Origin of the sequence: Burkholderia sp. Ac-20392 (assembly GCF_017104585.1) — a bacterium.
Lineage (GTDB): Bacteria > Pseudomonadota > Gammaproteobacteria > Burkholderiales > Burkholderiaceae > Burkholderia > Burkholderia lata.
In genome coordinates this window covers 1-14,991 of the sequence record NZ_JAAGPB010000194.1, presented here as the reverse complement: position 1 = coordinate 14,991, position 14,991 = coordinate 1, and the positions used below count along the sequence as shown (strand labels likewise).

16 protein-coding genes are annotated in these 14,991 nt (G+C 65.7%); 7 read left to right on the top strand and 9 right to left on the bottom strand.

All coding sequences use genetic code 11. From position 1 onward, the window contains the following. The 7 genes from G3N99_RS20845 to G3N99_RS20815 all read right to left on the bottom strand — a co-directional run. A partial coding sequence (locus G3N99_RS20845; protein WP_206123355.1) for a type II and III secretion system protein family protein occupies positions 1 to 1,566 on the bottom strand: 1,566 nt, incomplete at its 3' end. A gap of 99 nt (positions 1,567 to 1,665) precedes the next feature. Further along, positions 1,666 to 2,505 carry a Flp pilus assembly protein CpaB gene (gene cpaB / locus G3N99_RS20840; RefSeq protein WP_206123354.1) on the bottom strand — a complete coding sequence of 280 codons (840 nt, stop codon included), beginning with the start codon at positions 2,503 to 2,505 and terminating at the stop codon, positions 1,666 to 1,668. Positions 2,506 to 2,540: 35 nt separating this feature from the next. Further along, the gene (locus G3N99_RS20835) at positions 2,541 to 3,941 is read right to left on the bottom strand and encodes an ATP-binding protein (RefSeq protein WP_206123353.1); all 1,401 of its coding nucleotides are present in this window, start codon (positions 3,939 to 3,941) and stop codon (positions 2,541 to 2,543) included. 32 nt (positions 3,942 to 3,973) lie between these two features. Continuing rightward, positions 3,974 to 4,516 carry a prepilin peptidase gene (locus G3N99_RS20830; RefSeq protein ID WP_174933104.1) on the bottom strand — a complete coding sequence of 181 codons (543 nt, stop codon included), beginning with the start codon at positions 4,514 to 4,516 and terminating at the stop codon, positions 3,974 to 3,976. A 36-nt stretch (positions 4,517 to 4,552) separates the two neighbouring features. Beyond that, positions 4,553 to 4,759 carry a Flp family type IVb pilin gene (locus G3N99_RS20825; RefSeq protein ID WP_206123352.1) on the bottom strand — a complete coding sequence of 69 codons (207 nt, stop codon included), beginning with the start codon at positions 4,757 to 4,759 and terminating at the stop codon, positions 4,553 to 4,555. An 82-nt stretch (positions 4,760 to 4,841) separates the two neighbouring features. Further along, positions 4,842 to 5,033 (bottom strand): Flp family type IVb pilin, encoded by a 192-nt coding sequence (locus tag G3N99_RS20820; protein WP_111020645.1) that lies wholly within the window; start codon positions 5,031 to 5,033, stop codon positions 4,842 to 4,844. A gap of 140 nt (positions 5,034 to 5,173) precedes the next feature. Then, positions 5,174 to 5,365 (bottom strand): Flp family type IVb pilin, encoded by a 192-nt coding sequence (locus G3N99_RS20815; RefSeq protein WP_174933108.1) that lies wholly within the window; start codon positions 5,363 to 5,365, stop codon positions 5,174 to 5,176. 818 nt (positions 5,366 to 6,183) lie between these two features. Between G3N99_RS20815 and G3N99_RS20810 the strand changes: the two genes are divergently transcribed. From G3N99_RS20810 to G3N99_RS41975, 7 genes are all read left to right on the top strand, one after another. Next, on the top strand, positions 6,184 to 6,375 hold the full coding sequence (locus G3N99_RS20810) for a hypothetical protein (RefSeq protein WP_206123351.1): 192 nt from the start codon (positions 6,184 to 6,186) through the stop codon (positions 6,373 to 6,375). A 45-nt stretch (positions 6,376 to 6,420) separates the two neighbouring features. Continuing rightward, entirely contained in the window at positions 6,421 to 7,659 is a 1,239-nt protein-coding gene (locus G3N99_RS20805; protein WP_206123350.1) for a glycosyltransferase family 87 protein, read from the top strand. Next, complete coding sequence (locus G3N99_RS20800) at positions 7,656 to 9,035, top strand: glycosyltransferase family 87 protein (protein ID WP_206123349.1); 1,380 nt, start codon at positions 7,656 to 7,658, stop codon at positions 9,033 to 9,035. The genes G3N99_RS20805 and G3N99_RS20800 overlap by 4 nt, the downstream gene beginning before the upstream one ends. Before the next feature lie 24 nt (positions 9,036 to 9,059). Next, the gene (locus tag G3N99_RS20795; protein WP_206123348.1) at positions 9,060 to 10,103 is read left to right on the top strand and encodes a glycosyltransferase family 2 protein; all 1,044 of its coding nucleotides are present in this window, start codon (positions 9,060 to 9,062) and stop codon (positions 10,101 to 10,103) included. 15 nt (positions 10,104 to 10,118) lie between these two features. Continuing rightward, the gene (locus tag G3N99_RS20790; RefSeq protein ID WP_206123347.1) at positions 10,119 to 10,502 is read left to right on the top strand and encodes a GtrA family protein; all 384 of its coding nucleotides are present in this window, start codon (positions 10,119 to 10,121) and stop codon (positions 10,500 to 10,502) included. 299 nt (positions 10,503 to 10,801) lie between these two features. Beyond that, a complete protein-coding gene (locus G3N99_RS20785) occupies positions 10,802 to 11,305 on the top strand; it encodes an inclusion body family protein (protein ID WP_011349899.1) in 504 nt (167 codons plus the stop codon). A 65-nt stretch (positions 11,306 to 11,370) separates the two neighbouring features. After that, positions 11,371 to 12,261, top strand: a complete 891-nt coding sequence (locus G3N99_RS41975; RefSeq protein ID WP_241011766.1) for an AidA/PixA family protein — start codon at positions 11,371 to 11,373, stop codon at positions 12,259 to 12,261. 28 nt (positions 12,262 to 12,289) lie between these two features. On the opposite strand, the gene G3N99_RS20775 is transcribed toward G3N99_RS41975, so the two are convergent. Both G3N99_RS20775 and G3N99_RS20770 read right to left on the bottom strand, forming a co-directional pair. Beyond that, the gene (locus G3N99_RS20775) at positions 12,290 to 13,228 is read right to left on the bottom strand and encodes an ABC transporter substrate-binding protein (protein ID WP_206123346.1); all 939 of its coding nucleotides are present in this window, start codon (positions 13,226 to 13,228) and stop codon (positions 12,290 to 12,292) included. A gap of 97 nt (positions 13,229 to 13,325) precedes the next feature. Further along, on the bottom strand, positions 13,326 to 14,444 hold the full coding sequence (locus tag G3N99_RS20770) for a TauD/TfdA family dioxygenase (protein WP_174933121.1): 1,119 nt from the start codon (positions 14,442 to 14,444) through the stop codon (positions 13,326 to 13,328). Positions 14,445 to 14,991 lie beyond the last annotated feature (547 nt).

Genomic DNA, 14,991 nt, shown 5'->3' with positions numbered 1-14,991 from the left:
GCCGTTCGCCGGTTGTGCACCCGGCTTGCGGACGCCGCCGCGGCCTTCCATGTTGCCCGTCGCATACACATCGACTTCGTTCGGCTTCGAGAAGCTGTCGGTCGGCAGCGGCACGTCGGCGGTCTGCAGCGGCTTCACGAGGTGCGGCGTGATCACGAAGATCAGCTCGGTACGGTCCTGCTGGAACGAGGTACTGCGGAGCAGCGCGCCGAGCACGGGAATTTCGCCGACACCCGGGAGCGCCTTCAGCGCGCCGGTCCCGTTGTCCTTGATCAGCCCGCCGATCGCGAACGTTTCGCCGTCGCCCATCTGGACCGTCGTCGACGCGCGCCGCGTCGTGATCAGCGGCAGGATCGACGTGCCGCCGATGTTGGTCGCGCTCAGCGTGACCCCCGTCTGCGACAGCTCCGACACTTCCGGCGCGACCTTCAGGCTGATCCGGCCGTTGCCCAGCACCGTCGGCGTGAACTTCAGCGCGACGCCGAACTCCTCTTCCTGCAGCGTGATCGACGACGTGCCGTTGCCGCTGCTTTGCGGGATCGGGATGAAGATCTTGCCGCCGGCGAGGAACGTCGCTTCCTGGCCGCTGATCGTCACGAGATTCGGCTCCGCGAGGATCTTGACCAGGTTGTCGGTGTTCTGCGCGTCGGCCGCGAGGTTGAACGGCTTGTTGTTCGCCTTGCTGAATGCGATCCCGGTTGCGACGCCCGCGAGCAGGTTGCTGACCAGCGCGCCACTCCACGAACCGAACCCGCCCTGGATGTTGAGCGCGCTGCCCATCTGGTTGATCAGCGTCTTCGACACCTCGGCCACCTTCACCTCGAGCATCACCTGCTGCGGCGACGTGACGTTCAGCATGTTGAGCACCCCGCCGCCCGCCTTGCCGCCGCCCGCCGGATCGCCCGCGCTGTCACCATACGCACGGGCGATCTGCACGGCCTGCTGCGCGGCCATCGAGCTGGACACGGTGCCGGCCAGCACGATCGTGCCGGCGGCGGTCGATACATGGATGTCGCGCTCGTTCGGCATCAGCTGCGTCAGCGACGCCTGCAGGCCGCCGGCGTCCGCACCGACCGCGACGTCGATCACGCGGCATGCACCGCTCCTGCCCTGCACGATCATGTTGGTCGTGCCGACCGCGAGCCCGAGGATGTACAGCGTCTGCGGCGAGACCATCGTGGCCTGCGCGACGGCCGGATTGCCGATCGTCCGATTGCGGACCGGCTCCGGCATCGGCACCAGCAGCGACTTGCCGAGCGGCACGCTGACACTCGTCGATTCGCGCACGGCGCCGACGCAGTTCGGTCCGCGCAGCGGCCCCGCCGATGCGGCGGGTGCGGCGGCCGCCACCGGCGCCATGCTGATCGTCATCTGCATCGGCCCCTTGCCGACCGCGGCCGGCGCGCTGGCGCCGCCCTTCGTCAGCACGGCCGACTCGATGCCTTCCTGCGCGAGTGCGCTATAAACGGTCAGCCATCCCGAACAGAGGATCGCGGCCATCATCGTGCCCCGTGCCACGCGCGTCCGCAGCGGGCCGGTACCTGTGCATTGCGGTTTGATCTTCATTTCGTCTGATCCCCCGAGAGACCGGCGCCGTGCCGGTTATCGACTTCCAGGGCCGCCGCGCGATGCCGGCGGCCGTTTATGTGGCTGCAGTGAATTGATTCAGAAGCACTCGACGCTGCCCTTCACGCCCGTCAGCACGCCGACGCAGTCGCGCCGTACTTCCGGCGCCACGTGCGAGGCGACGTGCACACGGACCGTCTTCACACGGACCGGTGCGGGCGCCGCTTCGGGTGCGGGCTCCTTGCCGAGCAGCGTCAGCTTGGTCGCGCCGTCGGTGTTCAGCGTCTTCTGGTCGACCTGGTTGCGCAGCACGAGCGACAGCGTGCCGACGCTGCGTGCGAGGTCGAGGCGTTCGGCCTGGTCGGGCGTGACTTCCAGCGTCACCGCGTTGACCACCTTCGGCGCCGTGTCGTCGCGGCTGACCTGCTGCGCGACGGCGAGCACGAGGATGTGCTCGAGCACGATCTTCGAAATGCTTTGCCCGTCGGTCTTGCCCTGCTGTTCCTGCGTGTTGACGATCACGTCGACGTAGTTGCCCGGCAGCGCGAAGCCGGCGACGCCGACCACGTCGTTCACGCGCACCGTGATCGCGCGGCTGCCGTCGGCGATGACCGCGGACAGCCCGCCCTTCGTGCCGACCGGCGCGAGCTTCGACTCGATCACCGGCTCGCCGCGTGACAGGCTGGTGCGCACGACGCGCCCTTCGAGCCCCTTCGTATCGGTGAACGCACCGGTAGGCACGCTGCCCGACGGCCAGCTGACCATGTGGATCTGGTTCGGCCCGAGCGGTTCGCCCAGGTTCAGGTCGGTGGTGGCCACCGCGACCGGCGTGACCGAACTCGTGGATGTCTGCACCAGCCAGTGGGACGCGAACACGACCGCGGCAAGACCCGCGACCATCGCGACGACCAGCATCATGACCGCTCGACTGTTTTTCATGGCAATGCTCCTCGACGAATCGTGAAAGAAACGGCTCAACCGGTAACGAACGTACGGCCACCGCGCTCGACAGGCGGCGGATGGCTGCCGTCACGTTCGGGTGCCGCGCCGAAATAACTCGCCCACGCGTCGTACAGTGCGTCGTGCGTCACCTCGGGCGGATCGCCGCGGTAACGCGCGCCGGCAGCCACGAGACGCAGCAGGTCCGCCGGGAAACAGGCGAGAAACGCCTTGCCGGTCGGCAGGTGCAGCCGATGCAGCAGGTAGTCGAATGCATCGCTCGCCGATACGAGTCCCAGCGATGCGCAGGCCGCGTTGTACACGGCACGGTAGTCGTCGATCGACATCGCACCGACGTGCAGCTTCGAACCGAGGCGGCGCAGGAACGCGTCGTCGCCAAGCTGGTCCGGCGACAGGTTGCTCGAGAACACCGGCCAGACATCGAACGGCATCACGAAGCGGTTGCCGGATTCGAGCGTCAGGAAATCGACGCCGCGATCGAGCGGGCGCAGCCAGCGATTGAGCAGGTCGCGCGGCTCGACGCGCTGGCGGCCAAGATCGTCAACGACGTACATGCCCATGTTCGCCTTCATGTGCGGCGGCGCCTGGTAGAAGCCGGCGGCCTCGTCGCGGCGCAGGTCGAGTTCGTCGAGCGTCAGTTCGCCGCCCGACATCACGACCGGCCGCTTGCACAGACGCCAGCGGCGATCGACCGACTGGCCGCCGGACTGTACGCCCGCGTCGACATGGACGAGCGGGTCGTACATCTGGATCACTTCGCCGGCCGCGCAGATCGCGTGCGGCACCGGCACTCGGCCATGCATCAGCGAGCCGAGCCGCTCGGCGAGGAAGGTCTTGCCGCTGCCGGCCGGACCGTAGATCAGCAGCGGACGGCCCGCGTTCAGCGCGGCAGCCGCCGCATCGAGCACCGACGTGTCGATCACGATGCCTTCGAAGGCCGCCCACACTTCGTCCTGGCTGATGTGCAGCTTGCGTACCGAATGCGCGTTCAGGCACTCGAGATAGGCATCGAGCGTCACCGGCGCGGGCCCGCTGTAGCCGCTGCGCGACCGTTCCTCCAGCGCGAGCACGCGGCCCGCGTCGGTCAGGCGAAACGTCACGTCGAGATCGGTCGCGCCGCGATGGGTGAGCTCGACGAGATGCTCGCGCACCAGGAAGGCGAAGACGTCGTCGAGCACCGCGAGCGGCAGGCAGTGCCGTTCGACCAGGTCGCCGTACGACGGGCGCCCGAGCATCAGCGTCGACTTCAGCACGAGGCCGGCGACGAACGTCATGCTCAACCCGGTTTCCTCGAGCGAGCGCGGCGCCGCCGGCAACTGGGCGCCCAGCTTCGTATGCACTTCCCGCGACGGCAACGGATCGGGCAGCCGTGCCACCTGCGCGTCGCGTCTCGGTTCGGTGTGGTTCGTGTTCATGATCGTTCCGTCCTCGTTGCGGATGCGTCGCGCTATGCGCACGATGCGAACAGCATGCCCAGCGTGCCGGCCGCGATCGCCACGCCGTACGGCAGCGTGCCGACCGATGCGATTTCGACGGGGCTGCCGGCGGCCTCGGCGCTCGCGCCTTGCGAGCGCCGCCGCGCAATCAATGCGCGCACGTTCGCCCACATCTGGCGCATCCGCCCGCGCAGCAGCGCGTAGGCGATGGCGCCGATCCCGCCGGCCACGAAGGTGGCCAGCACGATGTAAAACGTCATTTCCGCGCCGACCCACGCGCCGATCGCGAGCATCAGCTTCACGTCGCCGGCCGCCATGCCGCGCAACAGGTAGAACGGCAACAGCAGCGCGAAGCCGGTCGCGGCACCGGCGAGCCATCCGAGTACGCCGGCCAGGACGCCGTGCAACATGCACTGGGAAACCAGCGCACCGGCCAGGCCGAGCAGGACGAGACGGTTCGGAATGCGGCGGGTCGCGATGTCCGTGCTGGCCGCGGCGACCGCGAGCAGCGTCACGCACAACGGAACCGGGTAAGGCGGCGCAACGGGTAGCATGGCGAACCTCGCAGTCGAATCGATGGAATCGGTGGATCAGGAAACCATTGCCAGCGCGGTGGCGACCGCGGCCGTGACGGCCGTTGCGATCACCTCGTACGTATCGGCAAGCGAGCCTTTCAGCGTGACGACGCTACCCAGCACCGCGACGGCGAACATCGCGCCGAGCAATGCATATTCGATCGACGTCACGCCCTGCTCGTCGCTGATCCAGCGGCGTACGACACGCATCGTGGCTCGCATGATGGTCTCCGGTTCCCGGTTGATCAGATCGCCGGGGACGGCTCGAACGCTGCACCGGCCGAGCCGCCCACGGCACGATCCATCAGAGGCCTGCTACCGCCGAATCCAGGTCGGCCGCGATCGTGCTGAACACGGTCTTGAGGTCCTTCCCGATGGTCGACAGCGCGAGGATGATGCCGACTGCGATCAGTGCGGCGATCAGGCCGTATTCGATGGCGGTGACACCATCTTCGTCACGAACGAAACGGCTGGCTTGTTGAATGAACTTGGACATGATGATCTCCTTGCGTAGTGAATTTCATGGTCCTCGCGTGCCGGCTGGTCGGTTGACCGTGCATCGATACGTCGAGGAATGTCGTTAATGCCGTGTGGTGCAGACAAACGAGTTGAATGATTCGCTTGCCGTACCATCCATCAGATGCCCGCTACTATCGAGTCCAGATCCGCGGCGACCGTGCTGAATACGGTCTTCAGATCCGTACCGATCGTCGTCAGCGCGACGACGATGCCGATCGCGATCAGTGCGGCAATCAGGCCGTATTCGATGGCCGTCACACCGTCCTGGTCCTGGATGAACCACGCGATCTTTTCGATCATTCTTGACATGAGCATTCTCCTTTCGGACTGCTATTTAATTCCCTTCGTCGATCATGACGTCGGGGGTGGGCACCACCGGCACTACTCGAAAAATCGGAACGCGACGCTCAGCTGCGGGAACGGGGATGCACACCCCTGTCCGCACGAACGGGTATCAGTGACGCAGAGAGCGAACGAGGCGTGTACGGTGCGACCGGCCGGATGAACCGGATGATCCGATCGACCGGAACGGCACGACGGCCGTTCGACGCATGGAATCCAGTTGAACGGGAGATAAACTCCCGGCAAATCTGCAATGTGTCTTTAACGCGGTTTGCGAGCCGCAATGTGCTGTGGTCTTTCATTTTTATTCCCCATATACAGCCATGCCGATTTCTTATTGCCCTGACGATACCGGGTCTCGTTGGTCATTCGACGAAGTCTTGCTCGGTTAATCGACCTGGAGCTGCGTGTTCCCCGACGCGCTCCGGCCTTCCTTTCCGCAGGTGATTCCGAAGCTGGTTCCGTCCGTCTTCTGCTGGAACCGCCCGGTCGTCACCTCGTCGACTGCCGTGCCAACGCTTACGCAAAGAGCAGGCCACCCGAGACGAAATCCAGGCCTGTCAAGGGTTTCGGCGATGCATGCGGTTCCCGTTCGGCGGCACGGCGCCGAAAATGTTTCAAATTTGATATATGTTTTCCCGCAAGCGTTGTAAGCCGGAACGCCCGCAGCCGCGCTGCGACAAGGAGCAAAAATTTCTGCTCGGGATTTTCCCGAACGCGCGAAGCCGGTCGCGTTTTACCGGATCGGCGGGATGCCCAGCCGGTCGAAATGACGGAATGTTTCAATGCAGAAACATAAAATCCGTCCGCGTGGATTTCTCATACCAGAAAATCCCGTTTTCACGCCCTTCACCAGTCAAACTCAATCCCGGCTTTCAACGGGTGATTTGCAACACGCGATTTTTTCTTCAACAATGAACTCACCGGACAACGCCATTTCAGAGCGATTCGATCCGCAGGCACGACACACAACATGAAACGGCTGCGATGACCCAAGCAGCCTCCACTACAGACGGGGAATCATGTACACAGCCAACCGCGAAATGCGCGGGCGTGCAATACGCCGCGCTCAATGGCTGACAGCCGACCGGATCATTCCGTACAGCTGCATCATGCTGATGCTCTTTGCTGCGCTGCTGGTTACCTGGGGCATCGTGACGAACGGCTTCACGTCGAACGCCATCGCCCTCCCCGGCGTCGATTTCTCGGTCTTCTGGACCGCATCGCACCTGGTGTTGCAAGGCCACGCCGCATCGGTCTACGACTCCTCTACATTCCTGCAGGCCGAGTTCGCGCACTTCGGTGCGTATCTGCAGCACCGGCCGCTTCCCTGGCTCTATCCGCCGACGATGTTGCTGTTCATCGCTCCGGTTGCCCTTGTGCCTTTCCTGCCCGCATATATCCTCTTTTTCGCGGGCAGTCTTTTATGCTACGCGCTCGCCGTCTCGCGGTTGTCGGGATTGCGCGCGCATCTTCCCGTGCCGCGTGCCGCGGCGCTCGTCGTGGTCGCGTATTCCGCCGTATGCATGGCCGCGCTGTTTGGCCAGAACAGCATCCTGACCGCCGGCATCGCCGCGCTCGCGCTGCATCTGCTCGGCAAGCGCCCGATCGTCGCCGGCGTGCTGATCGGGCTGCTCGCGATCAAGCCGCAACTGGCCATGGTGTTCCCGGTCGTGCTGATCGCGGCACGTGCATGGCGCACGTTCGCGGCGGCCGCGATCACCGCGGCCCTGTTCGCGGCCGCCGGCATCGCGCTGGCCGGCACCGGCTCACTGCACGGGTTGAGTCAGGCACTGTCGACGGTGCGCGACCAGCATTTCATGCTCCCGTCGTACTGGCTCGCGTCGCCGACGCCGTTCGCCGCATTGCGGCTCGCCGGCATGCCGGTGGCAACCGCGCTGGCCGCGCAAGCGGCGATCGCGCTGCTCGCTCTCGCCGCGGCCGTCGACGTGTGGCGCCGCACCCGCGACATGCGCCTGCGCGGCGCGGTGCTGGCCGTCGCCACACTGCTGTCCACGCCGTACCTGTGGAACTACGAACTGACGTGGCTCGGCATCGCGATCTTCTGCCTGATCGCACACGGCCTTGATGAAGGCTGGCTGCCGGGTGACCAGGGCATCATCGTGCTTGCGTGGCTGTTGCCGATCTTCGAGATGTTCAACCGGCTGATGAAGCTGCCGCAAATCGGGCCGCTCGTGCTGCTCGCGGTGCTGTTCGTCGTCGTGCGTCGCACGGCACTGGCGTCCGGGAGCGCACGATGAGATCGTCACCGTCCGCGCGCCACGCGCACCCGGATGCCGACGTGCATCCGGAACTGCCGATCGCGGGCCCGCGCCGTTACCCGCACTGGCTCAATCGCGAACGCGTGCGCCTCTATGCGAGCGCCGCGCTGGCGACCGAGCTGCTGTTCATCTGCATCTACGTGATCCGTGTGTTCCTGTCGCACAACGGCGCGCTGGAACCGCTGTCGCAGGATTTCTCGCCGATCTGGAGCGCCGCGTGGCTCGCCGCGCACGGGCATGCGGCCGATGCATGGCATTTTCCCGCGCTGTTCGCGGTCCAGAAGCTCGCGATCCCGACGATGTCGCTTGCGGACGGCACGCTGCCGTGGCTCTATCCACCGTCCATGCTGCTGCTCGTGCTGCCGCTCGGCTGGCTGCCGTACACGCTGGCGCTCGTGCTGTGGCTCGGGCTCACGTACGTGCTGTTCGCGGCGACGATCCGTGCGACCGTGCAGCGCGGCGCCGCGTGGCTGTGCGCGCTCGCGTTCCCCGGCGCGTTCCTCACGGTGATCGTCGGACAGACCAGCCTCTTCACCGCGTTGCTCGCCGGTGCCGGCCTGCTCGCGCTGAACCGCCGCCCCGTGTACGCAGGGATCTGCTTCGGCTTGCTGACGATGAAACCGCAGCTCGCGGTGCTGTTCCCGCTCGCGCTGCTGTGCGCGGGCCAATGGCGCGCACTGGCCGCATGGGCCGCGACGATCGCGTGCAGCGTCGCGCTCTCGACACTCGCGTTCGGGTTCGGCCCGTGGCTGACGTTCGCGCATGTGATCGACAACGTCTACGCGATCGTCGGCACCGGCCAGGCGAAGCTCGGGCGCATGCCGTCCGTGTTCGCGCTCGCAAGGATGGCCGGCTGGCCCGCGATCGTCGCCAGCGGCCTGCAACTACTGTCCGCCACAATCGCGGCGATCGCCGTCGTCTATGCATGGCGCGGCGCATGCTCGTACGCGCTGCGCGCCGCGACCCTCGCCTGCGCCTGCCTGCTCGTCAGCCCCTATCTGTACGACTACGACCTGACCTGGTACGGCATCGTGATCGCGTGGTACGCACGCTATGCGTGGACGCACGGCTGGCGGCGTTTCGATCGCGAATGGCTGATGCTGCTGTGGCTGATGCCGCTCGCGGGCCTCGCGGTCGTGCCGCATCTGTCGTTCCAGTTCATGCCGCTCGTCACGCTGGCGTCGCTCGGGCTGCTCGTCGGCCGGATCGACCGGGAACGACGCGACGTGCCGTCGATGCCGGACGCACGCGATCACTCGACCGAAACCGCGTTCACGCATCAGGCCAGAACGCACCACCGCCCGGCGTACGGATTGCGCCGCACCGGCCGACCGACCATCGGCGCGCATCGGTGAAACGACATCACAAGGGGAATCATCATGCGGGAACCACCCTACACACCGCTCATCTCGCTGGTCGTGCCGTTCTATAACGAAGGCGAGGCCGTCGAGCACTTCTTCGACGTCGTGATTCCGCTGATGACGTCCATCGACGCGATCCGCTTCGAGATCGTCTGCGTGAACGACGGCAGCCGCGACGACACGCTCGAGCGACTGATCCGGATCGGCACGGGCGAGCGGCGCGTGCGCGTGATCGATCTCACCCGCAACTTCGGCAAGGAAGCCGCGCTCACGGCCGGCCTCGACGAAGCCCTCGGCGACGCGGTGATCCCGCTCGACGCCGACCTGCAGGATCCGCCGAGCCTGATTCCCGTGATGATCGAGCACTGGCGCGACGGCGCGGAAGTCGTCGCCGCGAAGCGCAGCAACCGTGCGTGCGATTCGTTCGCGAAACGCACCGCGGCCGCGATCTACTATCGCGTGCACAACCTGCTGTCGGACGTGAAACTGCCGGAGAACGTCGGCGATTTCCGGCTGATGGACCGCAAGGTCGTGAACGCGCTGCGCAACCTGCCCGAGCGGCATCGCTTCATGAAGGGGCTGTTCGCGTGGGTCGGCTACCGTACCGTGATCGTCGAATACCAGCGCGACCCGCGCAGTGCCGGGCACTCGAAGTTCTCCGGCTGGAAGCTGTGGAATTTCGCGCTGGAAGGCATCACCAGCTTCAGCACCGTGCCGCTGCGCAGCTGGACCTACATCGGCGTCGGCATCGCCGCGCTCGCGTTCCTGTACGGCGCGTTCATCATCTTCCGCACGCTGCTGTTCGGCAATCCGGTGCTCGGCTACGCGTCGCTGATCTCGGTCACGCTGTTCATCGGCGGGATCGAGCTCATCGGGATCGGGGTCGTCGGCGAATACATCGGGCGGATCTACGACGAGTCGAAGCAACGGCCCGTCTACCTGATCCGCCGCCGCTACCAGGTGCACAGCAAGGTGATCGAACTGCCGGTCGCACGCGATGCGCGCCGCCAGATCGCCCGCCGGCGCATGCAGGCGACCCGTGCGCGGGTCGGCGCACGCTGACGCGCGCCGATGGCCATGATCGCCCTGCTTCATGCCGAGCGCACGCGGCTCGTGCGCTTCGGCGTGTCCGGGCTCGGCTCGACCGCGATCCACACGCTGGTCGCGGCAGCCCTGTTCGCGCAGTTCGATGCGACGCTGGTGACGGCGAACGCGCTCGCCTTCCTCTGCGCGACCGCGTTCTCGTATCTCGCGAATACGCTGTGGAGCTTCTCGTCGACGGTGCGCACGCGCAACGCGGTGCGCTTTCTCGCGGTCACGCTGGCCGGCTTCGTCGAAACGATGCTGCTCGCGCGCGCGGCCGAAGCGCTCGACGCGTCCCGCGCGATGAGCATCGTCGCGATCGCGCTGCTGGTTCCGCCGACCACGTTCGCGCTGCACCGGCTGTGGACCTACCGGTAAGCGGTCTTTCCCCCGCCGCACCCGAAGATAATCGGCCATTCAATTAACAGATTCAACATCGTCATATTTACGCAACGCATCGAATCGATTGATTCCGATTTTAAAATTACGATCTGAAACAATATTAAATACCCTGTTTACTTTTACAGCTCCCCGAATTAACCGAACGGGATAACCTGCATTCGCCATCTCGACTGCACGTGCCCTGATCGGCACAAAGCCTTGCAGGACAAGGCGATGGCGACTGCACGAAGAAATTCGCGCAACAATAAGTCCCATTCATTCAAACGGGAGCTTCTATGTCACGCGTCACCGATGTGCTCGTCTCTTTCGATACCGAAACCATCCTCAAAAAATATCCGAATCCCAGCAAGAATCCGGCCGCGCCGACGCTGATCGATTGGCGCTATGTCTATATGGTGACCAACCAGGACAACGTCATCTCCGGGCAGGCGGGCGGCGAACTCGACCTGAAGGCGCAGGTCGGCGACCTGATCCGCTGGCGTGAAACGAGCCTGTCGCTGGGCTTCGAGAACCAGGTGGTGTTCTACAAGTTCGTCGGCAACGTCGGCAACGAACTGATCTCGACGCCGACGCCGCGCGTCGCGGAAGCGTCCATCCCGGTGCCGAACACCAGCAAGCCCGAGGTGCCGACCTGCCAGAAGGTCGCGAACTACTACTGGTCGTCGGAATGCCTGAAGGTCGGCCGCGTGACCTACCACTTCCAGTTCCAGATCATCGATCGCAACTGCCAGAGCCAGGGCTGCTTCTCCTGGGATCCGTTCATCTCGATCCATAACTGATCGCGGCAGGCGGGCGGCCGCGCGGCGGCTGCCCGCGTCATCCCATTGATGCGGAGGAAGCGCTCATGTCTGGTCTTCGTTGCGATGTGCTCGTGATCGTCGACGCCGTCACGCTGCTGTCGGCCTACCCCGAGGCGAGCCGGGACCCCGCCGCACCGACCGTGATCGACGGCCGGCACCTCTATGTGGTGAGCCCCGGCGGCGATGCACAGCTCGGCCACAACGACAGTCGCCTCTTTACCGGCCTGTCGCCGGGCGATCAGCTGCACCTGCGCGAAACCGCGCTGGCCCTGCGCGCCGAGGTGAGCGTGCTGTTCATCCGGTTCGCGTTGAAGGATGCGGGCATCGTCGCGCCGATCGAACTCGAGGTACGCGATGCGGCCGCGCCCGTGCCGGATGCCGACGACCTGCTGCATCCGTCGTGCCGGCCGATGAAGGATCACTACTGGCGCAGCGACGTGCTGGCCGCGGGCGCAACCACGTGCACGGCCGATTTCGCCGTGTGCGACCGCGACGGCGCCGTATCGGGTTATTTCCGCTGGGAAACGTCGATCGAGATCGCCGGGAGCCAGCCGGACACGAAGCAGCCCGGTTTCAAGCCGTCGTCGGATCGTAACGGCAACTTCACGCTGCCGCCGAATACCGCGTTCAAGGCGATCTTCTACGCGAATGCCGCCGACCGGCAGGACCTGAAACTCTTCATCGACGATGCACCGGAACCGGCCGCATCGTTCGTCGGCAACAGCGCGGACGGCGTCAGGTTGTTCACGTTGAACTCGAAGGGCGGCAAGATCCGGATCGCGGCCTCGGCCAACGGCAGGCCATCCGCGACCGATGCGCGCCTCGCGCCGCTGTCCGCGGGCGACACCGTCTGGCTCGGCTGGCTCGGCGCCGAGGACGGCGCCGATGCCGACTACAACGACGGGATCGTGATTCTGCAGTGGCCGATCACCTGAGCGTCGCGTCAAGCGGCACTCGGGCGGCTCAGGTACGCGGCAGCCCCGGAGGATTGGTCTGCGACTGCTCGATCGCCTCGGCATCGAGGCTCCAGCGGCCGAGTACCTTCCGGTAGCTGCCGTTCGCGATCAACGCATTGATCGAGACCGTCAGCGGCTCGGCGAGGCCGCTGCCCTTGCGCGTCGTGATCGCAATGTCCGCGGTGCGCGGCCAGCCGCCGCTCACGGTGCCGATCAGCTTCGCGTCGCCGCGCAGCGACGCCTGGTACGCGAGCATCGAATTCACGCTGAAGATCGTGTCGACGCGCCCCGACTGCAGCGCGACCCAGCGCTCCGCCGCATCCGCGTAATACTGGATCTCGACCGGCGCGAGGCCGCGCGCGACGTTCTGCCGGTTCCATTCGAGCAGGATCTTTTCCTGGTTCGTGCCCGAATCGGTCACGACGCGCAGCCCGGCGACATCTTTCGGCTCGCGGATCGCGGCGATCCGGCTGCCGTTCTTCACGTAGAAGCCGAGCTGATCCTTCCGGTAGGTCGAGAAGTCGAATTTCTCCTTGCGCTGCTCGGTCACCGTCACGTTCGAGATCACCGCGTCGACCTTGCCGGACTGCAGCGCGAGCGGCCAGTCGGCCCACGAGAGCGGCACGATCCTCAGCTTGCGGCCGATGCTGTCCGCGACGAGCTGCGCGAGATCGGGATCGAAGCCGACTACCGTTCGCGCATCGGTCGCATAGGTACTGAGCGGCGGCAGGTTCGGCGCGATACCGATCGTCAGTGCGTTCGCCTCGGCGAACCGGAAGCCGGCCGGCAATGCCTGCTCGACCGCCGGGTTCACGGCGCCGCGCTGCCGGCCCGGCTGCTCGGGGCTCAGGTCGAACGTCGCGGCCTGCGCGGCAACGCTGCCGCCGATCAGGACGGCGGCCAGCACGCGCGCGACGCGCACAACGGGAAATGCGGTTCTTCTCATTTCTGGTGGATTCCTTCCTGTTCGATGAAACCTGTACCGAACGCGGGCGGGGCGAACGGTTTTCACCGCCCGTCTCCGCCTGGCGTTCCCGGCCCGCTCAGGCGGGCGTCGCTTCGAGTTCAGCCGTGGCCGCGCGTTGCGTTGCCGGTTGCACAACCGGCGACGGGTTCGCCGCCTGCGATTCGCCCGCATACAGCGCCTTCGGATCGAACACGCGCGCCTGCAGCGGCGTGAACGCGCGGAAGTTCCACAGGCTGCGCGCGACGAATACGCGCTGCACCCAGCGGAATGCCCGGTCGTTCTCGTCGTATTGCGGATCGAAGCGGTCGCGCGAATGCAGCGTGAAATGGTTGTTGATCAGCACCAGCTTGCCCGGCTGCACCTGTACGCCGAACGACACCTCGCGCACCGCGCGATACAGGTTGGCCAGCGCCTCCTGCGCGCGCGTGTTGACCGCCAGCACCATGTCCGGATAGAACGCGACCGTCACGCGCGGCGCATCGAGCGGCCCCGACAGCACGGCGCTCAGGTCGGTGTTGTCGCGCGGCGTCGGTGCCGCGCCGCGCCACCGGTAAGGCACGCGGATGATGTAGTGCTCACCGTAGAGTTGCGCGATGTCCTCCGGCGACAGCCGCTCCAGCGCGCGGCGCGCATCGGCGAGCCGCGTGTACGGACCGCCGCCGGCTTCGCTGCGCACGCCGAGCAGCAGCAACGCGAACGGCGAAGTATCGCCTTCCGGCATGTGCGCCTGCGCGGCGTTCTCGATATGGAAATCGAGCTCGACCTCCGAGCCGAGGCCCGTATAGTCGCGCGCGGTCGCCTTGTGCGGCGTGAGGTTGTTCACGAGCTCGCGGCCTTCGTGCGCAATCGAATACGGCTCGCCGGCCAGCGTGCTCAGGGCGACCAGCACGTTCTCGCTCAACACGCCGGCCTTGAACGAGCGGCCGGTTTCCTCGAATCTCGGGCTGCCCGTCACGTCGTCGTCGATCGGCAGGTTGTCGATCTCGATCGAGCCGTGCGCATCGGCGGTGGGCGCCTTCGCGCGGTCGAACGCGTCGACGATCCGGTCGGGAAACGCGTTGTAGGCAAGCTTGCGCACCGCGCTGATGTAGCCCGCGCCGCCGGCCGGATCATAGGCCAGTGCGCCGAGCGTCTTCCGGATGTGACTGGATTCCGCTGCCGTCAAAACGATGCGTTCATCTGCGAGATAGGTCATAGGTCTCTCGTATAAAGATCGGGGGTCGATAAGCGGTAGGCACTACCGCCGCGCTTTGCCGTCCTCGGGGCGCAGCGCTCGACAAGACTAGGAGACCGTCATTGCATTGCGAAATGATATTAGTTCGATTGCAAACAAAAAATTTAGATATATGTTCAGCAACGCGTCGGGCGGCGGGCCGCGCCGTTCGGATCGTCGCTTAACACGAATGGTTGTTAAAAAAGCGATGGTTATTATTTGTATTCGTTAGCAGGTCGATGCTAGTTTTCTGTCGGATTCGACGATGCGCCGGACGTCGATCGGCAACCGGCGTCCTTCCTCCGCTCTACGGAAACCCGTCAGATGAACCGATTCAGCCTGCTGCGCAGTGCGCTCGGCGGCGACGCCTCCTTGCCTGCGTGCCACCTCGACCGCCACACGGCACGGAGGACGCGATGAGCGATCGCGCTCCGGTACTCGACCGCGCGCTGGCCACCGCCGCGCCGCCGCACCGCACGTCGCTGCGCGCGATCCTCCCGACCGTCGCGGCCGCGACGGTCGGGAGGAA